The organism is Pantoea sp. PGP6 (assembly GCF_053474785.1).
The window spans coordinates 275,579-297,457 of sequence record NZ_JBQBMA010000002.1 but is presented as its reverse complement, the minus strand read 5'-3'; the positions used below and the strand labels follow the sequence as shown (position 1 = coordinate 297,457).

The following is a 21,879-nucleotide window of genomic DNA, read 5'->3' as shown; positions in this document are numbered from 1 at the left end:
ATTGTCAATGACGCTTACAAACGCGATGACGGTAAGAACCTGAGCAGATAAGCCTGAAATTGATAATTAACAGAACCCGCCTTGTGCGGGTTTTTTGTTTTATTAAACGCCACAAAATCCGATAGTTTATATTTTATCTCCGCAGTGAAATTTCCCCTCTCCGTTTCGTCTTTTGCCATTATCGTACCTGCGTACTCTCCGGCGCATAGATTGCCCCTCCTTTAGCCTGGCCTGATGCTATTTTTACCTGAGAATATCGGCGCGAGCCGGACGACACAGGTGCTGCACGCGTGACAAACCAACGGGTTTAACTCTCAGGCTGGAGATCACAATGAAGAAGATCGGCATTAATGGTTTTGGACGTATCGGCCGTCTGGTTCTCAGACGTATTCTTGAGCAGCAGGAAGCGGTGGAAATCGTGGCAATTAACGATTTAACCTCACCGGAAATGCTGGCCTATCTGCTGAAATATGATACCAACTACGGCGCTTTTCCGTTCAGCGTTGAGGCGGGTGAGAAAGCGCTGCAGGTGGACGGCAAAAAGATCACCGTGTTCGCCGAGAAAGAGGCGCGTAACATTCCGTGGGGCGAGCTGGGCGTCGACGTGGTGATTGAGTGTACCGGCTTCTATACTTCGGCAGAAAAAGCGCAGGCGCATATTGATGCGGGAGCAAAACGGGTACTGATCTCCGCGCCTGCCGGGGAGATGAAAACCGTGGTGTATAACGTTAACCACGACACGCTCAGCGCCGAAGACACGATTGTTTCGGTCGCCTCCTGCACTACCAACTGCCTGGCCCCGATGGCGAAAGCGTTGCATGACAGTTTCGGCATCAAAGTGGGCACCATGACCACCATCCATGCTTACACCGGCACCCAGGCGTTGGTGGACGGGCCACGCGGCAAAGATTTCCGTGCCTCGCGCGCGGCCGCAGAGAATATCATTCCTCATACCACCGGCGCGGCGAAGGCAATTGGTCTGGTGATCCCTGAACTCTCTGGCAAATTAAAAGGTCATGCGCAGCGCGTGCCAACCAAAACCGGTTCAGTGACCGAGCTGGTGACGATTCTGGAGAAGAAGGTGACGGTCGATGAGATTAACGCTGCGCTGAAGCAGGCGTGCGCAAACAACGAATCTTTTCAATATACCGAGGATCCGATTGTCTCTTCTGATGTGATCGGCCTGCCATTTGGATCGATTTTCGATGCCAGCCAGACCGAAATCAGTGAAGCGGGCGATCTGCAACTGGTTAAAACGGTCTCCTGGTATGACAACGAATATGGTTTCGTTACCCAGCTGGTCCGGGTGCTGCACACCTTCGTTAATCTGTAAGCCTTTCCGGCCGTTCTCGCCGAACGGCCTTATAGGATTAACGCAGGCTGGCGACCAGCCACTGCTGCAGCTCGTTCAGTTCCAGCTGCTGTTGCGGGAAATCGGCTTTTAGCTGGCTCATCACCGCGTCCAGCGCGTCCGGACGATAGGCGATGCCCTGTAATCGCTGCGCCAGCGTTTCCAGCGGTGTCGGATTGAGGCTGTCGCTAAAAATCTGGCAGCGCGAGATGATGCCACGTTCAATATCAAAATGAATCTCAACACCGCCCCAGCTAAAGCGCTGATCCAGCAGATGTGAGAAATCCGGCGCCTGACCAAAGTTCCACTCCCAGCTACTCTGGCGGGCAAACTGCTGTTCAAACCCGGGCAGGTCGGGCAGCGCGTCTGGCGAAATATATTCAGGCTCGCAATGCTCGTTAAAATGCTCAAAACAGGCCTCAGTCACCGCAGCACAGATCGCCTCATAGCTGATGCCGGGGCTTAACTCTGCCAGATTCGCCACTCTGGCGCGCACCGAAGTGATGCCTTTGGCCTGCAACTTTTTAACGTCGGGATTAAGGTAATCGGCCAGGCGCGACAGATCGGCGTCAATCAGAATGGTGCCGTGATGAAAGCCGCGATCGGGCGTTTCACGGTAGGCCGAGCCGGATATTTTGCGCAGCCCGTCAGCGGTGTTAACCACCAGATCGTTACGTCCGGATGCTTCTGCAGACAGGCCCAGTTTCGCCAGCGCATGCAGGATAATCGCGGTTGAGACGCTTTTATCGTAGCCCGGCTTGCCAGCCATAAAGGTGAAACAGCAGTTGCCGAGATCGTGAAATACCGCGCCGCCGCCGCTGCTGCGCCGGGCCAGCCTGATGCCATCTTCTGCCATACGGCGGGTATTACACTCTTTCCACGGGTTTTGCGCCCGTCCGATCACCACCGTCTCCGCATTGCGCCATAAAAACAGCACCCGCTGGGTCGCTGGCATCTGACGGAAAATGCACTCTTCCACTGCCAGGTTAAACCAGGGATCGTTCGACTCAGATAACAATAAACGTAAAGAGGACATCAACGACTCCCGTTCCTTTACAGAAAGCGCCTGGCTGTCAGGCAGATAAGAGAGTGTAACAGCAGAGCGGGGCGACATTAAGCTGATGGGGCGATGCAGAGGAGCAGGTCAGGTCGTCAGTAAAGATTAAAGCCAGAGGGCGCGACGTTATTATTTCGAGAGTTAACAGGGCTGGTTCGTGGAAGAGGGAACTGCTAGCATAAAGACCTGTTAAGCAGTCTCCGGAGGAACTATGCCGCATAATATTCTGAGTGACATCAGTGCCAGCGTCAGCGAACTGAAAAAAAACCCGATGGCGACCGTTAATGCTGGTGAGGGCTATCCTGTCGCCATTCTTAACCGCAATCAGCCCGCTTTTTACTGTGTACCTGCAGAGTTATATGAGCAGATACTTGATGCGCTGGACGATAGTGAACTGGTAAAGCTGGTTAACCAACGTAGCCAGCAGAAACTGATTGACGTCGATCTGGACGATTTTCTGTGAATTACACAATAAAATTCAGAGAAGAAGCGTTAAAAGAGTGGCTAAAACTGGGTAAATCCATTCAGCAGCAGTTTGCAAAAAAACTAAAGAAGTGTTGTGAGCATCCTCATATTCCCTCTGCGGCTCTGCGCGGTATGAAAGACTGTTATAAGATCAAACTCCGGGCGTCCGGTTTTCGCCTGGTCTATCAGGTCATCGACGATCAACTCATTATTGCGGTAGTTGCAGTAGGGAAACGTGAGCGCAGTGAAGTCTACAATCTTGCCAGCAAAAGAATGCGTTAGGGGCACATTAACCTGAACGGTCAATGGGCGTTAAGCCGCTAGCTCATCCTCCCCACCTCTGACAATCATTCATGCTGCCGCGCCGTGGCAAAAAAACATTAAATGCCGTCTCTCCGCCAATCCCGGCACATCCCGATCCGCCGTTATGCCAGTATTAACCTTCACGTCCCTAAGCACACTGATAATGCTGCTTATTTTACTCGTCCCGAAAGGTACCTGCCGTTATGAATGCCTCTGCTGGCATAGTGATGAAAATCATGGCTGCATTAAGCTCGACGCTGATGCTGGCCTGCGTCAAAAGTCTCGACGGTGCCATTCCGGTCGGTGAGGTGATCTTCTTCCGATCGGTGCTGGCGCTGGTGCCACTGATGATCTGGCTGAGAATACAGGGCAGCATACTGGACGGTATCCGCACCCGTAATGTGCGCGGACATTTCCTGCGTGGTCTGGCGGGCACCGGCGGCCTCTATTTCAGTTACCTGTCGCTGCTCTATATCTCCCTGACCGATGCCACCGCCATTAACTATGCGGCTCCGCTGTTTACCGTGCTGCTGGCGGCGCTGCTGCTGCATGAAAAAGTGCGTCATCATCGCTGGGTGGCGGTTGTGGCTGGATTCAGTGGCATTATCGTGATGTTTTCCGGTCACCTGTCATTAAAAGCCAGCTTCTCGCTGGCCGCTTCAGCCGGGATTCTGCTGGCGCTGATGGCCGCGTTTTGCACTGCCTGCGCGCTGGTGCAGATACGTTTTCTCAATGGGAAAGAGAAGCCGGGCGCAATTGCCTTCTGGTTCGCGGTGACCACCGCCTTAACCTCGCTGATCACCCTGATTGGGGGCTGGAAAATTCCGCACGGATCGCAACTGCTACTGCTGGTGGGTTGTGGACTGCTGGGCGGTATCACGCAGATCCTGATGACATTAAGCCTGCGCTATGCCGAAGCCTCGTTACTGGCTCCGTTTGACTACACCACGTTGTTGTGGTCCGTGGCGGTCGGGTATCTGTTTCTGGGAAATCTGCCTGAAACCACTACCGTCTTCGGCGCAATTCTGGTGGTGCTCGGCGGGCTTTACTCGCTGTTATATGAGCGTTACCGCTTTCGCCGAAGCCGCGTGGTTAACGCCAGCTCTTAACGCCTCGCCATTCATTTTAGCTAAAACCACGCCGCGATCGCGTTTTCCGATCGGCGCCGATACTGGCCGGTTGAACTGTGATCGCGGCGAAAGTTTGATCATTTGTAATCGATTACTTTATTGCTCTGCAACGGGTAATCAATGACACATGGCGAGGTTCTGATGATAGCGACAGTGCAGGAGAGTGCGCGTCAGCGCATGCAGCAGCGGCTGCTGGTTCCACGTCTTTCCCTGATGATGTTTATGCAGTTTTTCATCTGGGGCAGCTGGTCAGTCACCCTGGGTCTGGTAATGACCCAGCATAATATGTCGCTGCTGATTGGCGACGCGTTTTCCGCCGGGCCGATCGCCTCGATTTTATCGCCCTTCGTGCTCGGTATGCTGGTGGATCGCTTCTTTCCGTCACAGAAGGTGATGGCGGTTATGAATCTCGCTGGCGCGGTGATCATGTGGTTTGTGCCACAGGCGCTGATTGCAGAGAACGGCACGCTGCTGATTGCGCTGTTGTTTGGCTATACCCTCTGCTTTATGCCGACGCTGGCGCTGTCGAATAACATCGCGTTTCACAGTCTGGCCAGCAGTGAGAAAAGTTTTCCGGTAGTGAGAGTGTTCGGCACCATCGGCTGGATTGTGGCGGGGATATTTATCGGCGTGACCGGCATCTCCGCCAGCACCGGCATTTTCCAGTTAGCGGCAATCTGCTCGCTGTTACTGGCTATCTACAGCCTGACGTTGCCTCATACGCCGGCACCGGCCAAAGGGTTGCCACTCAAAGTTCGAGACCTGTTCTGTGCCGACGCCTTTGCGCTGCTTAAGCTGCGCCATTTTCTGGTGTTTGCGCTGTGCGCCACGCTGATTTCGATTCCGCTCGGCACCTACTACGCCTTTACCGCCTCCTGGCTGGCGGATGCCGGTATTCAGAACGTCAGCACGCTGATGTCGCTGGGGCAGATGTCAGAAATCGTCTTTATGCTGATCATCCCGCTGCTGTTCCGTCGCCTCGGCGTGAAATACATGCTGCTGATCGGCATGGCGGCGTGGTTTGTTCGCTATGCGCTGTTTGCGCTGGGGATGAGTGATGAGACGCGCAGCCTGATCTATCTCGGCATCCTGTTGCACGGCATCTGTTATGACTTTTTCTTTGTCGTAGGCTTTATCTATACCGATCGCATCGCCGGTGAAAAGGTTAAAGGCCAGGCGCAGAGCATGGTGGTGATGTTTACTTATGGCATTGGCATGTTGCTGGGATCGCAGATCTCCGGCGCGCTCTATAACCAGCTGGTGGCAGGCAATGCCAGCGCGGAGAGCTGGGCGATTTTCTGGTGGATACCGGCGGTGGCGGCGGCGCTGATTGCGATTATTTTCCTCTTCTCGTTCAAATATCGGGATTAAAGGCATTATTTAAGGAGGCGGGCATGAAAACCATAAAAGGGCCGGGCATCTTTCTGTCACAGTTTATCGGTGATCGGCCACCGTTTAATTCGCTGGCCGGACTGGCTGAATGGGCGGCGGGACTGGGATACAAAGCATTACAGATCCCCTGTCATCAGCCCGCGATTTTTGATGTTGAGCAGGCGGCCATCAGCCAGACCTACTGTGACGATATTCGCGGTCTGCTGGCAGGCTATGGGCTGGAAGTCAGCGAACTCTCCACCCATCTGGAAGGGCAGTTGATCGCGGTAAACCCGGTTTTTGATGCTGCTTTCGACAGTTTTGCCCCGGCTGCGCTACGCGGCGATCCCGCCAGGCGCACTGAGTGGGCCATTGCGACGCTAAAGCGCGCGGCAGCGGCCTCGGAAAAGCTGGGCCTGCAGGCGCATGCGACCTTTTCCGGATCGCTGGCCTGGCCATGGTTCTATCCGTGGCCACCGCAAAGCCCGGCGTTGTTCGAGGAAGCCTTTGCCGAACTGGCGCGCCGCTGGTTACCGGTGCTGGATACTTTCGATCGGCACGGCATTGATCTCTGTTATGAAATTCATCCGGGTGAAGATCTGCACGATGGGGTGACCTTTGAGCGATTCCTGGCGCAGGTCAATCATCATCCGCGCTGCAATATCCTGTTTGATCCCAGCCATCTCCATCTGCAACACATCGACTATCTGCAATTTATCGATATCTATCATGCGCGGATTAAGGCGTTTCACGTTAAGGATGCCGAGTTTTTGCGTAATGGCCGCAGTGGCGTCTATGGCGGTTATCAGTCGTGGCTGTCGCGGGCCGGACGTTTCCGCTCACCGGGTGACGGGCAAATCGACTTCAAAACCATCTTCAGTAAACTGGCGCAGTACGATTACGCAGGCTGGGCGGTGCTGGAATGGGAATGCTGCCTGAAACAGGGCGAGACCGGCGCGCGTGAAGGCGCAGAGTTTATCCGTCGCCATATTATTCCGGTGGCCGATCGCGCCTTTGACGATTTTGCCGCCGCCGCTGCGCCGGTACGCAGGCAACTGGGGCTGGATTAAGCGCCTTTGGGTCAGGCAGTCTACGCCGCGGTTCAGAAAAGTGTGTTAGCCTGCCTGCCACCGATTTGAGCAAGGGTTGCCATTATGTCGATTCAGAAAATCGCCCGGCTGGCCGGGGTCTCGGTTGCCACGGTTTCGCGGGTGTTAAATAACAGCGACAGTGTCAAAGATCGCAATCGCCAGAAAGTGCTGCAGGCGATCAAAGAGAGTAATTATCAGCCTAACCTGCTGGCGCGTCAGTTGCGCACCGCCCGCAGTTCAATGATTCTGGTGATGGTTTCGGATATTTCAAACCCGTTTTGCGCCGAAGTGGTCAAAGGGATTGAAGAGCAGGCTGAGAAAAATGGTTATCGCATTCTGCTGTGCAATTCAGGTTCAGATATTGAGAGGTCGCGTTCCAGCCTGCAGTTACTCTCCGGAAAAAGGGTAGATGGCATCATCACCATGGATGCGTTCAGCAAACTGGCCGAGCTGAGCCAGCTGATTGGCACCGCGCCCTGGGTGCAGTGTGCTGAGTATGACGACAGTGGCGAAACCTCCTGCGTCGGCATTGATGACCGTATTGCTGCACAGCAGGTCGTCAGCTATCTGGCTGAGCAGGGACGGCAGCGCATCGGACTGATCAATCACGATCTGAGTTACAACTATGCCCGGCTGCGTCAGGAAGGGTATCTGCAGCAACTGAGTCAACAACGGCTGAGCTGGCAGGCGATCGCCTATGCCAGTGAACTGAGTTTTAGCGCCGGTCAGGCAGCCATGAATCTGTTACTGCAGGGTGAGACGCGTCCAGACGCGGTGTTTGCCGTTTCTGATACGCTTGCCGCGGGTGCGATGGCCGCCATTAAGCAGGCTGGCTGGCGGATACCGGACGATATCGCGGTGGTCGGTTTTGACGGCACCGATCTGGCCGCGATGGTCTCGCCACCGCTCACCACACTGGCCCAGCCGTCGCGCGAAATCGGCCGCCAGGCGTGTGAGCTGGTGTTGCAGAAAATAGCCCGGCCCCACGCAGCGCCGCAGCGCATCATTATGACCGGTGAGTTAATCCTGCGCGCCAGCAGCTGAGGCTGTGCGCATCATCCCCCGATTTCCTTCAGAATGCCGCTGGCTCTCATTGTCCACTAATCGGTGACAGTGATTGGCTTTTGACGCCATTGTTCGACGATCAGGTTTACTTATATGCTGTTTCTAACGAAGAGTACTCGCGCTTCACACCATTAAACAGCACGTTAAGGGGCAGAACATGATTGAGCAAAGATTGTCAGAACAACGCGGCGTCGGTGATCACGGCTGGCTGAATTCTCGTCACACCTTCTCGTTCGCTAACTACTGGGACCCGAAACAGGTCGGCTTCTCAGACCTGCTGGTCATCAATGATGACCGGGTGGCGAAAGGACGTGGCTTCGGCGCGCATCCCCACAGCAACATGGAGATTATTTCTTACGTACTGGAAGGCGCACTGGCGCACAAAGATTCGATGGGTACCGGTTCAGTTATCGTGCCCGGCGACGTGCAGCTGATGAGTGCCGGCAGTGGCGTGACGCACAGTGAGTTTAACCATTCCAGTACTGACGGCGTGCACTTCCTGCAAATCTGGGTGGTGCCGGCAGAGAAAAACAGCCCGCCCGGATATCAGCAGGTCTCGTTCAGTGAAGCGGATAAACGCGGTCATCTGCGGCTGATCATTTCGCCAGAAGGGGAAAATGATGCGCTCAGGGTACGCCAGGATATCCGGATTTATGCTGGCCTGTTCGACGGTGACGAACAGCAAACGCTGACATTGCCGGACGATCGCTACGCTTATATCCATGTGGCACGCGGCAGTGTGGTCGTCAATGGACTGCCGTTTAATGCCGGCGACGGTGCGCGGGTGCGTGACGAGAAAACCCTGACCTTCAGTGGCGGCAAAGAGGCGGAGGTGTTGGTGTTTGATTTGCGGCCAAATGAAGTGAATCATCCAACCCGTTAACCGTTAATAAAATACTGCGCGGCACTCACCGCGCAGTTTTTTGCTATTTATGCGCGTCCAGAAACGCCAGCAGATCCTGATTCAGCTGATCCTGATGGGTCACTGCGAAACCGTGTGGCGCATTGTCATAGACCTTCAGTTCTGATCCTTCAATCATCTCTGCTGCCACTTTACCGGTAGATTCAAACGGCACCACCTGATCGTTACTGCCGTGGATCACCAGCGTCGGCACATCGACTTTAGCGATATCGGCACGGAAATCGGTCTCTGAGAAGGCGGTAACGCAATCAACGGTGCTCTTCAGTGAGGCCATCAGCGCAATGTTCAGCGTCTGGGTCAGCACGCCTTCCGATACGGTCTGACCCGCATTGAGGCCGTAGAACGGGGTAGCGAAATCACTGATGAACTGCGCACGATCTTTCAGCAGGCCATCGCGGATACCGGCGAACACGGAAAGATCGACACCTTGCGGGTAATCAGCCATTTTGCCAAACACCGGCGTGACCGCACCCAGCAGCACCAGCGCTGCCACACGGTCTGTGCCGTAACGACCGATATAGCGCGTTACGTCACCGCCGCCCATTGAGAAACCCACCAGCGTCACATCCTGCAGATCGAGGTGATTGATCAGATCGTTAATATCCGAGGCAAAGGTATCGTAATCATTGCCAGTCCAGGGTTGATCGGAACGGCCAAAGCCACGACGGTCAAAGGCGATAACCCGGTAACCGCGCTCTGCCAGGAAATTCATCTGGCTGTCCCACATATCCGCATCCAGCGGCCAGCCGTGGCTGAACAGTACAGGTTTACCGGTGCCCCAGTCTTTAAAATAGAGTTGGGTGCCGTCGGTGGTTTTGAGTGTGCTCATGGTATTGCCCTCTATGTGACGTGATGAATGAAAAGGTTGCTGTGCAGCCGGTCAGGCTGGTGCCACCAGATATCGAACTTCAGGCGGATTTTCGCCCTGATGAAAGGCGTTAACCCGACGTTGAATTTTTTGATCGTTGATGGTGTAGCGCTCTTTCTGGCGTAAATGTTCTATCCAGGAGCCGACCACAAAGGTTTCGACGAAAATGCCAGGCTGGAGAATATCTTCATACACCGACCAGTTAATGGCACCGCCCCGGCGTCTGACGCGTCGCATATCCTGCATGCAAACGGCAAAGGCATGAGCCTCATCAATATTAATCCGGTATTCGTAATTCACCATCACCGGACCACGTTCATGACGGATATCCATCGCGGGGGCGTTAACCCCATCACCGATCATATCGAGATTCAGATCGGGGTCCTGATCCAGCCGCCAGCGCCACACCGTGCTGCTGGCCAGCACCATGCCGAGCGTGGCGATACAGAGTGACACCGGGATGCTGAAGTGTGAAGCCAGCTGTCCCCAGATCGTGCTGCCCAGCGTCATTGAACCAAAAAAGACCGTCAGATAGACCGCCAGCGCACGCGCCTTGACCCATTTTGCCGCACTGCGCTGTGCGCCGAGGTTGAGGGTCGACAGCACGGCAATCCAGGCGAAACCGGTAAAGAACTCAAAAGCATTCAGCAGCCAGAAATGACGCACAAATGCCAGCGCCAGCATGGTCAGAGCGAATAAAAGGCTGGCCAGCACCATCAGCCGATCGGAACTGAAGCGACGGCGCAACCGCGGCAACATTACCGCGCCGGTAATCGCGCCGATGCCGATACAGGCCAGCATGATGCCGTAACCGCCCGGGCCCAGGCCGAGTTCACGTCGCGCCACCAGCGGCAGCAAAGCCCAGCCGGCGCTGCCGAACAGAAAGAACGCCACCGTGCGCATCAGCACGTTGCGTAATACCGGCGCGGCGTGGACATAGCGCAGCCCGGCGCGCACCGCCGGGAAGAAGTGCTCCGGCGGCAAGCGCTGGACGCTGGGTTCCGCCTTCCAGCGATAGAGCACCCAGGCGACCCCGAGTACCGACAGCGCATTAAGCAGAAATACCATCCACGGGCCGGTAAAGGAGAGAATCAATCCTCCCAGCGCCGGACCGATGGCGCGGCTGATATTGATACCCAATGAATTGAGCGCAATCGCCGGACCCAGTTCAGACTTGCTCACCAGATCCGGAACGATCGCCTGAAACGGTGGCGAACTCATCGCCGCACCGGTGCTGAGCAGGAAGGCGGCGGCCAGCAAAACCGTTGGTGTGACGTGGCCGGTATAGGCCAGTACCGTCAGCCCGGCGGCGGCGATAAAGGTCCAGAGCTGGGAGAACAACAGATATTTGCGACGGTCAACGATATCCGCCATCACGCCCGACGGCAGCGCAAACAGAAACATTGGCAGGCTGCTGGCTGCCTGCACCAGCGCGACCGCCAGCGGATCGGCGCTGAGCGTCAGCATGGTCCAGTTGACCCCGACATCATTCATCCATGAACCGATATTGGAGACCACCGTTGCGATCCACAGCATGCGAAACACCGGCTGACGCAGTGGCTGCATCGGCGAGACGCTGCTCACCGGCGGCGCTTCGCTGATCTCCTGATCCAGCTGGTGAATGTCATTAACCTGCGCCATGACGCACCTCCCGTTGCGTGCTGGCACCCAGCCGCCAGCCGCCTGGCCCGGTTAACGCCAGGGTGATGAAGATTATCAGCAACAGCCAGCCAAACTGGCCTTCAGCAATCGACCAGCCGGGATGAACCACCAGCAGCACCGCAATGATCGGCAGGCAGGCCAGCCGGGTCCCCCAGCCGAGGATGATAAAGATTGGACAAACCACCTCCGCCAGAATCGCCGGTAACAGACTCATCATCGGACCCAGCCCAAACGGGTCCTCGATACGCGTCAGTTCTTCACTGAAATGCAGGACCTTAGGCAGCCCGTGCACATGTAACAGCAACAGGCTGCCCGCCAGGCGCAGGAAGAATAGCCCCGCATTGAGACGGGGCGGCTGAATGAATAAGGTCTTCATGATCAAAACGCGAAGCAGCTGCAGCCGAGCGCGCCCCAGAAGGCGTTATCTTCGGCGACCGGTACGCTGGAACCCCGCGCGATCTCATGCGAGTGGCTGTGTACGCCGCACGGACCGCTACAGTGGTGCGCAGCAGGCTTCATGCCGACGCGGCTCTGGGCGACCGGCGGCGCGCTGCGATAATGACCGGGCACATTAACCACCGGTGACCACTCGGGCAGAACCGGAATAGCAGGCGGTGCTTCAGAGGTGAACGAACCGGCGGCATAGACGATGTTGCCATCCACCACGGTCAGTACTGATTCAATGCCTTTGATCTCCTCTTCAGGCACGCTGAAAAAGTCTTTGCTGAGTACGGCCATATCAGCCAGCTGACCAGCTTTGATCTGGCCTTTTTTGCCCTGCTCGCTGGAGAACCACGCGCTGCCCTGGGTCCAGAGCATCAGGGCGGTTTCACGGTCGAGGCGGGCGTTAACGTCATACATCTGCATTCCGCCAACGGTGCGTCCGGATACCAGCCAGTAGAGCGCTGTCCACGGGTTATAGCTGGCGACGCGGGTGGCATCGGTGCCAAGTCCGACCGGTACACCGGTTTCCAGCATCCGCGCGACCGGTGGCGTATGTCGGGTTGCCTCAATACCGTAGCGTTCGGCAAAGTATTCGCCCTGAAACGCCATGCGATGCTGAACCGCAATGCCGCCGCCCAGCTCCTTGATACGATCGATATTGCGCTGCGTGACCGTTTCCGCGTGGTCAAAGAACCAGTGCAGCCCATTAAACGGAATATCGCGGTTGACCTTTTCGAACACGTCAAGCATCCGGCTGATCGATTCGTCATAGGTGGCGTGCAGGCGGAACGGCCAGCGATGCTCGACCAGATGACGTACCACGCGCTCCAGCTCATCTTCCATGCCGGGCGCTAAGTCCGGACGCGGCTCCAGGAAATCCTCAAAGTCCGCCGCCGAGAACACCAGCATTTCGCCCGCGCCGTTGTGGCGGAAATAGTCGCTGCCCTGGCCTGGTGTCAGCATATCGGTCCACTTTTCGAAATCTTCCAGTTCGTGACCGGGGCGCTGGGTAAACAGGTTATAAGCGATGCGCAGTGTCATCTGCTTCTTCTGATGCAGTTCGGCGATCACTTCATAATCTTCGGGATAGTTCTGGAAACCGCCGCCCGCATCGATGGCGCTGGTCAGGCCGAGGCGGTTCAGCTCACGCATAAACTGGCGGGTGGAGTTGACCTGCTGCTCCAGTGGCAGTTTCGGTCCTTTGGCCAGCGTGGCGTAAAGGATCATCGCATTGGGACGGGCAATCAGCATCCCGGTCGGGTTACCGTTGCTGTCGCGCTGAATTTCACCGCCCGGTGGATTTGGTGTCTCTTTGGTATAGCCAACCACTTTCAGGGCGGCGCGGTTAAGCAGGGCACGATCGTAGAGGTGCAGCACAAAGACCGGTGTATCCGGCGCGGCTTCATTGATCTCATCCAGGGTCGGCATCCGGCGTTCAGCAAACTGAAATTCCGTCCAGCCGCCCACCACGCGCACCCACTGCGGCGATGGCGTACGCAGCGCCTGTTCTTTCAGCATCCGCAGCGCATCAGCCACCGACGGGACGCCTTCCCAGCGTAATTCCAGGTTGTAGTTCAGGCCGCCACGAATCAGATGCAGGTGCGAGTCGTTCAGACCCGGCACGGCGGTATGACCTTTAAGATCGACCACTTTGGTACCATCGCAGTGATATTCCATCACCTCAGCCAGCGAACCGACCGCGACGAATTTACCTTCGCGGATGGCGACGGCTTCGGCCACAGGATTGCTGCGGTCAACGGTGTGAAATTTGCCGTTGGTTAATATCAGTTCTGCTTTACCCAGCGTAACCATAGATCCTCCTGAATGGGGTTGTCCGACTTGCAGCGGGACAGGAAGTGCGCTGCCGGGAGCAGGGCACGAATAGACCGGATTATGGTGAGTGGTCTGACTGAGCGTCTAGTTATACGAAGGGATACCTATACCTTCGTATAGTTATACGCAGAGATAATAGTTTGCCTTCGCCCGCCACCCTACACTGCGAACCAGACAGCCAGCGCAAGCCGCATTCAGGTGTGCTGCCCGTCCCTTTTGCTCCGTTACGGTTTACGGAAATCCAGTTACTTAACCTCTATGGGTGAACACATGTCCAACGCTAAACTTGAAGTCCTGACGCCACATAACAGCCAGATTATTTTCATCGACCAGCAGCCACAAATGGCGTTTGGCGTGCAGTCTATTGACCGTCAGGTTCTGAAAAACAATACGGTTGCACTGGCGAAAGCGGCCAAAGTTTTCAACATTCCGACCATCATCACCACCGTAGAAACAGAGAGTTTTTCTGGTCACACCTACCCGGAGCTGCTGGACGTGTTCCCAGGTCAGGACATTTTAGAGCGTACCTCAATGAACTCCTGGGATGACCAGAAAGTCCGTGATGCGCTGGCCGCCAACGGCAAGAAAAAAGTGGTGGTTTCCGGTCTGTGGACCGAAGTGTGTAACAACAGCTTTGCGCTGTGCGCGATGCTGGAAGGGGATTATGAAATTTATATGGTGGCTGATGCCTCAGGCGGTACCACTAAAGAAGCGCATGACTATGCTATGCAACGCATGATTCAGGCTGGCGTCGTCCCGGTTACCTGGCAGCAGGTGATGCTGGAGTGGCAGCGTGACTGGGCCAACCGCGATACCTATGATGCGGTGATGAATATTGCCAAAGAGCATTCTGGTGCTTACGGCATTGGCGTCGATTACGCCTACACCATGGTGCATAAAGCGCCATCGCGTCAGAAGAGCGAGCACCGCACGCTGGCACCCGTCCACGCGCCTGTACGCTAAGTCGCTGGCGGCTGATCGGCACTCTGTGCCGGTCAGCACTGCCGCAGAACAGGAGCGGGATATGAGTCCACTACTGATTTCACTGGGTGCAGGCGTATTGATTGGCCTGCTGTATGCGCTGCTCAATGTCCGATCGCCGGCACCACCCGCGATTGCGCTGGTCGGTTTGCTGGGCATGTTGCTCGGCGGCGCATTGATGCATGCCTGGCTGCCAGCGTCCAGACCGGCGACCACACTGCTGCAGCCAGCCGTTTCCGGCGATGCCACGTCACATCGGGTAGGCTAAAGATGATGAAATCTTACGCTATTTCTTTGATTGTCGGGCTGCTGGCCGGCGTAGTCTATGCCCTGATCGATGTTAACTCGCCGGCCCCGCCGGTGATTGCGTTACTGGGACTGTTTGGCATGCTGGTGGGTGAGCAGTTGATTCCACTGGGGAAACGCATCATCCGTCGCCAGCCGGTGACGCTGGCGTGGTTCCGCCACGAATGTGTGCCGAAAATCAGTGGCACACCGCCGCCTGGCGGCGATAAAGCACCCTAAGTTCTCGCAGAAGGGAGGACTACAGAGGATAACAGCATGACGCTGTCACAGCGTATTGTCATTGTTGATGATGAACGCTCAGTCCGCAGTGGACTGAGTAATTTATTGCATTCTGACGGTTACACCACAGGATTATTTGAGTCGGGAGAGGCATTACTGGCCGATGACAATGCACTTTGTGATGCGAGCCTGTTGATTATTGATGTGGGGCTCAAAGGGATGAGCGGTTTCGAACTCTTTACCCTTCTGAAACAGCGTCCCTGTCTGCCACCGGTGATTTTTATCTCTGCTGACCTGGAAGAGACCACCTTGTGGTATGCCATCGCGCTGGGCGCACTGACTTTTTTTCGCAAACCGATTGAGGTTGATACCTTTCTGAACCTGATCCGCAGCGAACTGACTGCCGGGAAAGAAGGGTGATCGACTCAGCCCTTATCAAACTGCACGTAGTGGCAACGCTGCTGCTGCCGATTCCGGGTCGTGCCGGTATCGCACTCAGTCGCGCCTGAAAATCGCGTATGCAGTATAAACACGCGATTTCCAGCCGCAGGCTGCCTCTCCTCAGCGGCGTCGGGTATGGGCGATATTGAGCCGTTCCGCTGCCCGCACTAAATCAGACAAAGAGCGCGCATTCATCTTTTCCATCACCCGCCGCTTGTGCACTTTAGCGGTAATTTCGCTGACACCCATTTCGGCGGCGATCTGTTTGTTCAGCAGACCGCTGATCGCCAGCAACATTACCTCGCTTTCGCGTGGCGTCAGCGTCTGATGGCGCAGGGTCATCTCCCGTTTCTCCTGCGACGTCGCCATGTTCTGTTCGGCAATCCGCATCGCTTCGGAGACCGCCTGCAGAATACGGTCAGGATCAACCGGCTTGGTCAGAAACTCATAAGCGCCGGTTTTCATTGCCCGGACCGTAACAGGAATGGTGCCAAAGCCGGTTAAAAAAATGGTAGGGATGGTATAACCACGATCGATTAACACCTGAGCGACTTCAAACCCATCCGCGCCCGGCATATTAATATCCAGTATCAGACAGCAGGGAATCGGGGCAATGTCGTGTGCCAGAAAATCATCCGCAGAAGAAAAAGAAATAACCTCGTAATTGTCTGAGCTGAGCAGATTGCTCAGGGCCGTAGTCACTGCGGCGTCGTCGTCAACGATATATACGATGTGATTCATAGAGATCTCATTCCAGCCAGTCAGAGAAGATTCATACCTGGAGGATTTTATGTGATGAGCAGTTATTTCATCTGTGCCTGTCAGTCACGGTAAACCGCCAGAGTTGAATGAATATTATCATAACAATTTTCATTATCATCTAATAATTACGACATGGATAAAATTCAGATAACCAACTGAAAATAATGGTTAAATGATGAGCGAAAGCCGGGGTTTTCGCGCAAATAATTCTGATCAGTTAGCTGTCTGGCTGTCATTAAAGTCGGTTAAAGCTGTCATTATTCCGTCATTTTTAGCGGCCTGTAGAATAGTGCTGTCTGCGAAGCGAAATAATCCATAACACTATTAACGGCCCTGTATTGATAGGTCGCTGGGTTAATCAGGCATTCTGACAAAAAGAAGCGGCCAGCACGTCATTATTTTTTATTATGTCAGCGCGCCGGTGTTAACGGCAGCTTTATCCGCAAATAAAAAACCAGGACCATTAATTGCTTGTTTTATACTCCGCACGCAGGCGGTATTAAGTGCAATAAATTTATGGCCTGGCAGCAGCGGTCCCACAGTCAATGCAGGCAAGCTGCGGAAACACTTACTCTCTGGCGATGTTGTCAGTGATCGCTATCGTCTTTTCATAGTTACAACATACTGTTAGTTGTATTATTAACCGACTGAACACCGCAGCCGTAAATGGCTGTACAGACTCAATTCAGGCCTGCTGCGTGCATCTGACCTATCCGTTTGTATAACTATCCATCTTCGACGCTGACCGGAATAATTGCTTCAGCCGGGAATGTCGCCGGCTGCATTTCAGTCACGTTCAGTGCGGAGGGCTTATGTATCAGAGGGTAAGCAGTCAGACGAAATTGTCTGCGCCTGATAGTCATAGCGTTAAGACAATCGATGCCGTGGTCAGCGAAATTGTGCCGTGGATCGAACAAAACCTGTTTGATGAACGGGTGCGGGTAACAACCATCACCCGTAAAAGCGGCTATGGGCACTGGCATTTTCAGCGCGTGTTTCGCGACCGCACCGGTTACAACCTCGGGCAATATATCCGGCTTCGCCGGGTGATGCGTGCTGCGGTGGCGGTGATCGCGACCAATAAAAGCCTGCTGGATATCGCGGTCGAAAACGGTTTTAGCAGTCAGCAGAATTTTACCCGCACGTTCCGTAAATATCTGCTCCTGACGCCAGGCGCGTTCCGTGGTCATTATGGTCACGATCTGCTGGCCTGCGAACGTTACCTTGCCGAACGGATCATTCCCGACGCAGCCCCCTGGCTGCGGGCTGCTTTGGCGGCGCACGAGCATGGCACGGCAGTCTGCTGCGCAACCTGATTGTCGCTGCGGTTCACGTGCTGGCACGCCGGTTTAACGTAATAAATTTAATCAAAAGAATCAGCTGGGTCGGTAGCAGTTGACTGCTTTTTCCGCTTAGTAAAAAGTCATTACATTTTAAAAAAATTTTAAGATTCAGAGAGTAACCACGATAAGCGTAGCGGTATCCGTGGCGCAGCTGTTAATCCTCACTAAGCTGAAGAGTCAACCCTATAAATACAGGGATATTTTTCGGCTGGAAGCCATTCGCAATGTCTTCATGAGGCTTATATGAGCGGAGAACACTGCACCATTATTTACAATGGTGAACGGTTAACCGGGTTAGCTGATCAACCCTTGATTGATTTTCTCGATGCGCAGGGAAAAAAACTGCCCCATGTCTGTTATCACCCGGCGCTGCCGCCTTTACAAAGTTGTGATGTCTGCTGGGTCGATGCCAATGGCGAGCGGGTTCGCGGTTGCACGTTGCGTACCCAGGAGGGATTAACGGTACAAAGCGAAGGCGAGGCGTTAAAAGCAGCGCAGCAGGAGGGGATGGATCGGATACTTAACCGCCACGAGCTTTACTGCACTGTCTGTGAACATAATACCGGCGACTGCACACTTCATAATGCGGTCGCGGATATGCATATTCCGATTCAGTATTACCCGCATCAGCCCAAGCCGTATGCAAAAGATCATTCCAACCCGTTTTATACCTACGATCCTGACCAGTGCATTTTATGTGGCCGCTGCGTGGAGGCCTGTCAGAACGTCGAAGTGAATGAAACCTTGTCAATTGACTATACCCAGGCGCATCCGCGGGTGCTGTGGGATGGCGGCACTGAGATTGCCGGCTCAAGCTGCGTCAGCTGCGGACATTGCGTCACGGTCTGCCCCTGTAACGCGCTGCTGGAAAAAACCATGCAGCCGGACGCGGGACCCTTTACCGCGATGGATGAGGGGCTGAAGCGCCCGCTGATCGATTTCGTTAAAACGCTGGAAAACAGTATCGGCATGGAGCCGATTACCGGCGTGTCAAAAATTGATATGGCACTGCGCCAGTCTGAGATCAAACGGACGAAAACCGTCTGCACCTATTGCGGTGTGGGATGCAGTTTCGAAATCTGGACCCGCGACCGACACATCCTGAAAATCCAGCCGGTGGCAGAGGCGCCCGCTAACGGTATCTCCACCTGCGTCAAAGGTAAGTTTGGCTGGGATTTTGTCAACAGCCCGGAACGCCTGACGACACCACTGATTCGTGAAAATGGTCGCTTCAGGCCCGCCAGCTGGGATGAGGCGCTGCAGCGCGTCGCGGATGGCCTGCGGCGAGTGGCGCAGCAATATGGTGGCGATGCGATTGGTTTTATCGGTTCCAGTAAGGCCAGTAATGAAGAAGCCTATCTGACGCAGAAAATTGCCCGACTGATTTTCGGCACCAACAACGTTGATAACTCATCGCGCTATTGCCAGAATCCGGCGACAGAAGGACTGTTTCGTACGGTAGGCTACGGCGGCGATGCCGGTACCATTCGTGATCTGCAGCAGACGGAACTGATCGTTATCGTTGGCAGTAATCTGGCCGAGAATCACCCGGTTATCGCTTCGCACATCAAGCAGAGCCACAAGCATCAGGGTCAGAAACTGCTGGTCGTTGACCCGCGCCGTCATGAAATGGCCGAGCGTGCCGACCGCTACTTGCGCATCCGACCCGGCACCGACCTGGTGTGGGCGTCAGCGATGGCGAACTATATGTTTCAACACGGCTATGCCGATCAGGCATTCCTGGCACAGCGAGTCAATCAGGTAGAAGAATACCGTGAATCGCTGGCTCCGTTTACTCTGGCCTATGCCAGCGAAATCTGCGGCCTGAGTCTGGATGAGCTGACAGCAGCGGCAGAGATGATAGGTCAGGCAGGCAGCGCCTGTATTCTGTGGGCAATGGGGATCACTCAGCATAGCCACGGAGCGGACACCAGTACCGCCTTATCCAACCTGCTGCTGGTCACCGGCAATTACGGTCGGCCTGGTACCGGCGGCTATCCGATGCGCGGCCATAATAATGTGCAGGGTGCCAGTGATTTTGGCTGCCTGAGCAATGTCTATCCCGGCTATGAAAAAGTCAGCGATGACGCGGTGCGGGAGAAATGGGCACGTGCCTGGGGCGTTGCGCCTGAGGCGCTGTCTGACCAGCCAGGCGCGGACAATTTTAAAATGGTGCAGCAAGCCCATGAAGGAAAACTGCGCGCCATGTACATCACCGGAGAAGAAACCGCCTTTTCCGATGCGGATTCAAGCAATGTGCATGAAGCCTTCAGTAATCTGGAGTTCATGGTGGTGCAGGATATCTTCATGAGCCGTACCGCGGAGTTCGCCGATGTGGTACTGCCGGGCTGTCCCAGCGTGGAAAAAGAGGGCACCTTCGTTAATACCGAGCGGCGCATCCAGCATTTTTCACCGGCGATGGCACCGCTCGGTGACAGCCGCCCTGACTGGCAAATCTTTACCGAGCTGGCGGCACGTCTGGGCCATCCGTGGTATTACCCGAATCCGGGTGCGATCATGGCTGAAGCGGCGGACATTGCGGAAATCTTTGCGGGCGTCAGCTATGAAAACCTGGTCGGCTGGCAGTCGCAAATCTGGCCGGTCAGCGCCGACGGCGAGAGTACGCCACTCCTCTATACCGAACAGTTTCACTTCCCGGACGGCAAAGCGCGGCTCTACCCACTACAGTGGCAACCGCCGGCGGAGCAGGAAGATGCGGAATATAATTTGCTGCTCAACAATGGCCGGATGCTGGAGCATTTCCAGTCCACTAATCAGACCGGACAGGGCGGACGTTTTATGTCGCTGTCACCGAACGCGTTTGTCGAGATCTCGCCGCAGCTGGCCGCCGAACGTGGTCTGACGGAAGGCGAGTGGGTCCGCATTGCTTCGCGACGGGGTTCGATTGATGTGCCGGTAGTGATCACCGACCGCGTAGCGGGTAATGTGCTGTTTATGCCGATCCATCACGGCAAAGATGGCGTCAATACCCTGACCGGCGAACATCACGATCCGGACGTCAACACGCCCGCCTATAAAGAGGTCGCGGTGAACATGAAACGTGTGGATCGGCGTATCCAGCCAAATCCAATACCGTTACATAATTTCCGCTATGGCAAACGCACCCCGCTGGATCACCTGCCAGTCGAGCAGAAATGGCAGCAGGCTGGCTATCGCGAACCGCCTGAACATGTAGAAAAACCGGAGAAATTCTGATGGCTGAAAGGATGAAATATCAGGTCACGCCGACCCCGACTGAACCCACCGCCAGAGAGGCGATGGATGAGTTGATTGAAAATCTGCATCAGCATGGCTTCCTGCGGCTGGCGAACGATCTGGTGAAGTCAAACAGCGAGATAAGCAAGATTCTGGTGTCAGGTCTTAACCAGCCCGGCACGCAGAGTGCGTTGCAAAACCTATCGCTGCTGATGATGACCTTAGGTAGCGTGCCACCGGAACGGTTTAATCATCTGCTGCTCGCCTTGCGGGATGCGGCGATGGCGATTAAACCGGCCAGGGAAGAGGCCAACAGCGGGAAAGCCGCGCCGGGGATCCGCGGCATTATCCGGTTACTCAATGATGATGAACTGTGGCGTGGTCTGAGTCCGGTTTTGTCCGCGCTGAAGGTCTTTTCACGGCAACTCGACGGAGAAGAGCAAAAGCCGATTACACGCTTCAGCGGTAAGCGCACTCTGGAGTAACCGGCGTCAGAGGGTGCGCGTCCGCACCCTCGGCGATTCAGGTCGGTTTATAGATTAAATGTCCGGCTACGCCGCCGGCACCGCCATCTTTGGGATGGTGAATGCCGTCGGTCACTGGCACATCGGTAAAATCAAACGGTGAAACTCCCGTCAGACAGGCAACGTTAACCCCATACTGGTCAGGCTGAGAGCGGCTCTGATGGAAGGTGTAGATACCGCAGACTGAACAGAAGTAGTGGCCGACCTGTTTGCTATTGAAGCGATATTCGGTGAGCTGGTCTTTGCCGCGCGTCACCACGATTTCACGGGCAAATACCACGACGGCGCCGCGCATCCGGCAAAACGAGCAGTTACAGCGCCGTACCGTATTAAACCCATCCTTCAGCGTCACGCTGAACGCCACTGCACCACAATGACATTGTGCTGACATCTCATTTTGCATGGTCAACTCCTGAACCGTCCGGACATCCGGATATATAAATATAGGCCATGATGGTCTGTTGCGCGGAATACCGAATATTACTTCGCCTGCCGCCGTATTGATTGCAAAAGCGTTTCATTTCT

At 55.1% G+C, this 21,879-nt stretch carries 23 protein-coding genes; 15 read left to right on the top strand and 8 right to left on the bottom strand.

From position 1 onward, the window contains the following. Positions 1 to 14: 14 nt before the first annotated feature. Positions 15 to 179 (bottom strand): hypothetical protein, encoded by a 165-nt coding sequence (locus ACLIBF_RS21870; RefSeq protein WP_448310644.1) that lies wholly within the window; start codon positions 177 to 179, stop codon positions 15 to 17. Between the two features lie 152 nt (positions 180 to 331). Here ACLIBF_RS21870 and gap point away from each other — a divergent pair, with 152 nt between their 5' ends. After that, positions 332 to 1,333: a type I glyceraldehyde-3-phosphate dehydrogenase gene (gap, locus tag ACLIBF_RS21865; protein WP_448310643.1), complete on the top strand. Its 1,002-nt coding sequence runs from the start codon at positions 332 to 334 to the stop codon at positions 1,331 to 1,333. A gap of 37 nt (positions 1,334 to 1,370) precedes the next feature. Here the strand turns inward: gap and ACLIBF_RS21860 are convergent, their stop codons facing one another. Next, entirely contained in the window at positions 1,371 to 2,387 is a 1,017-nt protein-coding gene (locus ACLIBF_RS21860) for a lipoate--protein ligase A (RefSeq protein WP_448310642.1), read from the bottom strand. Between the two features lie 232 nt (positions 2,388 to 2,619). Between ACLIBF_RS21860 and ACLIBF_RS21855 the strand changes: the two genes are divergently transcribed. The 7 genes from ACLIBF_RS21855 (at position 2,620) to ACLIBF_RS21825 (ending at position 8,716) form a co-directional block, all read left to right on the top strand. Further along, entirely contained in the window at positions 2,620 to 2,871 is a 252-nt protein-coding gene (locus ACLIBF_RS21855) for a type II toxin-antitoxin system Phd/YefM family antitoxin (RefSeq protein WP_448310641.1), read from the top strand. Continuing rightward, on the top strand, positions 2,868 to 3,155 hold the full coding sequence (locus ACLIBF_RS21850) for a type II toxin-antitoxin system RelE family toxin (RefSeq protein ID WP_448310640.1): 288 nt from the start codon (positions 2,868 to 2,870) through the stop codon (positions 3,153 to 3,155). Before ACLIBF_RS21855 ends, ACLIBF_RS21850 begins: the two co-directional genes overlap by 4 nt. 224 nt (positions 3,156 to 3,379) lie before the next feature. Beyond that, positions 3,380 to 4,285 (top strand): DMT family transporter, encoded by a 906-nt coding sequence (locus tag ACLIBF_RS21845; RefSeq protein WP_448310639.1) that lies wholly within the window; start codon positions 3,380 to 3,382, stop codon positions 4,283 to 4,285. A 162-nt stretch (positions 4,286 to 4,447) separates the two neighbouring features. Continuing rightward, positions 4,448 to 5,677 carry an MFS transporter gene (locus tag ACLIBF_RS21840; protein WP_448310638.1) on the top strand — a complete coding sequence of 410 codons (1,230 nt, stop codon included), beginning with the start codon at positions 4,448 to 4,450 and terminating at the stop codon, positions 5,675 to 5,677. A 23-nt stretch (positions 5,678 to 5,700) separates the two neighbouring features. Continuing rightward, positions 5,701 to 6,747: a sugar phosphate isomerase/epimerase family protein gene (locus tag ACLIBF_RS21835; RefSeq protein WP_448310637.1), complete on the top strand. Its 1,047-nt coding sequence runs from the start codon at positions 5,701 to 5,703 to the stop codon at positions 6,745 to 6,747. Between the two features lie 84 nt (positions 6,748 to 6,831). Continuing rightward, the gene (locus ACLIBF_RS21830) at positions 6,832 to 7,812 is read left to right on the top strand and encodes a LacI family DNA-binding transcriptional regulator (protein ID WP_448310636.1); all 981 of its coding nucleotides are present in this window, start codon (positions 6,832 to 6,834) and stop codon (positions 7,810 to 7,812) included. A 178-nt stretch (positions 7,813 to 7,990) separates the two neighbouring features. Beyond that, positions 7,991 to 8,716 carry a pirin family protein gene (locus ACLIBF_RS21825; RefSeq protein ID WP_448310635.1) on the top strand — a complete coding sequence of 242 codons (726 nt, stop codon included), beginning with the start codon at positions 7,991 to 7,993 and terminating at the stop codon, positions 8,714 to 8,716. A gap of 43 nt (positions 8,717 to 8,759) precedes the next feature. Here the strand turns inward: ACLIBF_RS21825 and ACLIBF_RS21820 are convergent, their stop codons facing one another. The 4 genes from ACLIBF_RS21820 to ACLIBF_RS21805 are packed head-to-tail and all read right to left on the bottom strand — an operon-like array spanning position 8,760 to position 13,541. Continuing rightward, positions 8,760 to 9,584 (bottom strand): alpha/beta fold hydrolase, encoded by an 825-nt coding sequence (locus ACLIBF_RS21820; protein ID WP_448310634.1) that lies wholly within the window; start codon positions 9,582 to 9,584, stop codon positions 8,760 to 8,762. Positions 9,585 to 9,635: 51 nt separating this feature from the next. Next, entirely contained in the window at positions 9,636 to 11,264 is a 1,629-nt protein-coding gene (locus tag ACLIBF_RS21815; protein ID WP_448310633.1) for an MFS transporter, read from the bottom strand. After that, entirely contained in the window at positions 11,251 to 11,661 is a 411-nt protein-coding gene (locus tag ACLIBF_RS21810) for a DoxX family protein (protein WP_448310632.1), read from the bottom strand. The genes ACLIBF_RS21815 and ACLIBF_RS21810 overlap by 14 nt, the downstream gene beginning before the upstream one ends. Before the next feature lie 2 nt (positions 11,662 to 11,663). Next, entirely contained in the window at positions 11,664 to 13,541 is a 1,878-nt protein-coding gene (locus tag ACLIBF_RS21805; protein WP_448310631.1) for an amidohydrolase, read from the bottom strand. A 291-nt stretch (positions 13,542 to 13,832) separates the two neighbouring features. Between ACLIBF_RS21805 and ACLIBF_RS21800 the strand changes: the two genes are divergently transcribed. The 4 genes from ACLIBF_RS21800 to ACLIBF_RS21785 all read left to right on the top strand — a co-directional run bounded on the left by ACLIBF_RS21800 (position 13,833) and on the right by ACLIBF_RS21785 (position 15,488). Beyond that, a complete protein-coding gene (locus ACLIBF_RS21800) occupies positions 13,833 to 14,525 on the top strand; it encodes a hydrolase (protein WP_233988720.1) in 693 nt (230 codons plus the stop codon). 61 nt (positions 14,526 to 14,586) lie between these two features. Next, complete coding sequence (locus tag ACLIBF_RS21795; RefSeq protein ID WP_448310630.1) at positions 14,587 to 14,811, top strand: DUF1427 family protein; 225 nt, start codon at positions 14,587 to 14,589, stop codon at positions 14,809 to 14,811. 2 nt (positions 14,812 to 14,813) lie between these two features. Then, complete coding sequence (locus ACLIBF_RS21790; RefSeq protein ID WP_233988722.1) at positions 14,814 to 15,068, top strand: XapX domain-containing protein; 255 nt, start codon at positions 14,814 to 14,816, stop codon at positions 15,066 to 15,068. 36 nt (positions 15,069 to 15,104) lie between these two features. Continuing rightward, a complete protein-coding gene (locus tag ACLIBF_RS21785; protein ID WP_448310629.1) occupies positions 15,105 to 15,488 on the top strand; it encodes a response regulator in 384 nt (127 codons plus the stop codon). A 141-nt stretch (positions 15,489 to 15,629) separates the two neighbouring features. Here the strand turns inward: ACLIBF_RS21785 and ACLIBF_RS21780 are convergent, their stop codons facing one another. Then, on the bottom strand, positions 15,630 to 16,250 hold the full coding sequence (locus tag ACLIBF_RS21780; RefSeq protein ID WP_448310628.1) for a response regulator transcription factor: 621 nt from the start codon (positions 16,248 to 16,250) through the stop codon (positions 15,630 to 15,632). 833 nt (positions 16,251 to 17,083) lie between these two features. Between ACLIBF_RS21780 and ACLIBF_RS21775 the strand changes: the two genes are divergently transcribed. The 3 genes from ACLIBF_RS21775 to ACLIBF_RS21765 all read left to right on the top strand — a co-directional run bounded on the left by ACLIBF_RS21775 (position 17,084) and on the right by ACLIBF_RS21765 (position 21,315). Next, on the top strand, positions 17,084 to 17,587 hold the full coding sequence (locus tag ACLIBF_RS21775) for a helix-turn-helix domain-containing protein (protein WP_448310627.1): 504 nt from the start codon (positions 17,084 to 17,086) through the stop codon (positions 17,585 to 17,587). A gap of 270 nt (positions 17,588 to 17,857) precedes the next feature. Continuing rightward, on the top strand, positions 17,858 to 20,830 hold the full coding sequence (fdhF, locus tag ACLIBF_RS21770) for a formate dehydrogenase subunit alpha (RefSeq protein ID WP_448310626.1): 2,973 nt from the start codon (positions 17,858 to 17,860) through the stop codon (positions 20,828 to 20,830). Further along, entirely contained in the window at positions 20,830 to 21,315 is a 486-nt protein-coding gene (locus tag ACLIBF_RS21765) for a DUF1641 domain-containing protein (protein WP_448310625.1), read from the top strand. Before fdhF ends, ACLIBF_RS21765 begins: the two co-directional genes overlap by 1 nt. Before the next feature lie 37 nt (positions 21,316 to 21,352). Here the strand turns inward: ACLIBF_RS21765 and ACLIBF_RS21760 are convergent, their stop codons facing one another. Then, a complete protein-coding gene (locus ACLIBF_RS21760) occupies positions 21,353 to 21,757 on the bottom strand; it encodes a GFA family protein (protein WP_448310624.1) in 405 nt (134 codons plus the stop codon). Between the last annotated feature and the right edge of the window lie 122 nt (positions 21,758 to 21,879).

What these genes read in the sequence shown, in the direction of transcription:
- ACLIBF_RS21860 (WP_448310642.1), bottom strand. Translation starts at nt 2,387, where the DNA reads ATGTCCTCTTTACGTTTATTGTTATCTGAGTCGAACGATCCCTGGTTT.
- ACLIBF_RS21845 (WP_448310639.1), top strand. Translation starts at nt 3,380, where the DNA reads ATGAATGCCTCTGCTGGCATAGTGATGAAAATCATGGCTGCATTAAGC.
- gap (WP_448310643.1), top strand. Translation starts at nt 332, where the DNA reads ATGAAGAAGATCGGCATTAATGGTTTTGGACGTATCGGCCGTCTGGTT.
- ACLIBF_RS21785 (WP_448310629.1), top strand. Translation starts at nt 15,105, where the DNA reads ATGACGCTGTCACAGCGTATTGTCATTGTTGATGATGAACGCTCAGTC.
- ACLIBF_RS21870 (WP_448310644.1), bottom strand. Translation starts at nt 179, where the DNA reads ATGGCAAAAGACGAAACGGAGAGGGGAAATTTCACTGCGGAGATAAAA.
- ACLIBF_RS21820 (WP_448310634.1), bottom strand. Translation starts at nt 9,584, where the DNA reads ATGAGCACACTCAAAACCACCGACGGCACCCAACTCTATTTTAAAGAC.
- fdhF (WP_448310626.1), top strand. Translation starts at nt 17,858, where the DNA reads ATGAGCGGAGAACACTGCACCATTATTTACAATGGTGAACGGTTAACC.
- ACLIBF_RS21765 (WP_448310625.1), top strand. Translation starts at nt 20,830, where the DNA reads ATGGCTGAAAGGATGAAATATCAGGTCACGCCGACCCCGACTGAACCC.
- ACLIBF_RS21805 (WP_448310631.1), bottom strand. Translation starts at nt 13,541, where the DNA reads ATGGTTACGCTGGGTAAAGCAGAACTGATATTAACCAACGGCAAATTT.
- ACLIBF_RS21855 (WP_448310641.1), top strand. Translation starts at nt 2,620, where the DNA reads ATGCCGCATAATATTCTGAGTGACATCAGTGCCAGCGTCAGCGAACTG.
- ACLIBF_RS21835 (WP_448310637.1), top strand. Translation starts at nt 5,701, where the DNA reads ATGAAAACCATAAAAGGGCCGGGCATCTTTCTGTCACAGTTTATCGGT.
- ACLIBF_RS21810 (WP_448310632.1), bottom strand. Translation starts at nt 11,661, where the DNA reads ATGAAGACCTTATTCATTCAGCCGCCCCGTCTCAATGCGGGGCTATTC.
- ACLIBF_RS21795 (WP_448310630.1), top strand. Translation starts at nt 14,587, where the DNA reads ATGAGTCCACTACTGATTTCACTGGGTGCAGGCGTATTGATTGGCCTG.
- ACLIBF_RS21775 (WP_448310627.1), top strand. Translation starts at nt 17,084, where the DNA reads ATGTATCAGAGGGTAAGCAGTCAGACGAAATTGTCTGCGCCTGATAGT.
- ACLIBF_RS21780 (WP_448310628.1), bottom strand. Translation starts at nt 16,250, where the DNA reads ATGAATCACATCGTATATATCGTTGACGACGACGCCGCAGTGACTACG.
- ACLIBF_RS21840 (WP_448310638.1), top strand. Translation starts at nt 4,448, where the DNA reads ATGATAGCGACAGTGCAGGAGAGTGCGCGTCAGCGCATGCAGCAGCGG.
- ACLIBF_RS21825 (WP_448310635.1), top strand. Translation starts at nt 7,991, where the DNA reads ATGATTGAGCAAAGATTGTCAGAACAACGCGGCGTCGGTGATCACGGC.
- ACLIBF_RS21830 (WP_448310636.1), top strand. Translation starts at nt 6,832, where the DNA reads ATGTCGATTCAGAAAATCGCCCGGCTGGCCGGGGTCTCGGTTGCCACG.
- ACLIBF_RS21815 (WP_448310633.1), bottom strand. Translation starts at nt 11,264, where the DNA reads ATGGCGCAGGTTAATGACATTCACCAGCTGGATCAGGAGATCAGCGAA.
- ACLIBF_RS21790 (WP_233988722.1), top strand. Translation starts at nt 14,814, where the DNA reads ATGATGAAATCTTACGCTATTTCTTTGATTGTCGGGCTGCTGGCCGGC.
- ACLIBF_RS21800 (WP_233988720.1), top strand. Translation starts at nt 13,833, where the DNA reads ATGTCCAACGCTAAACTTGAAGTCCTGACGCCACATAACAGCCAGATT.
- ACLIBF_RS21760 (WP_448310624.1), bottom strand. Translation starts at nt 21,757, where the DNA reads ATGCAAAATGAGATGTCAGCACAATGTCATTGTGGTGCAGTGGCGTTC.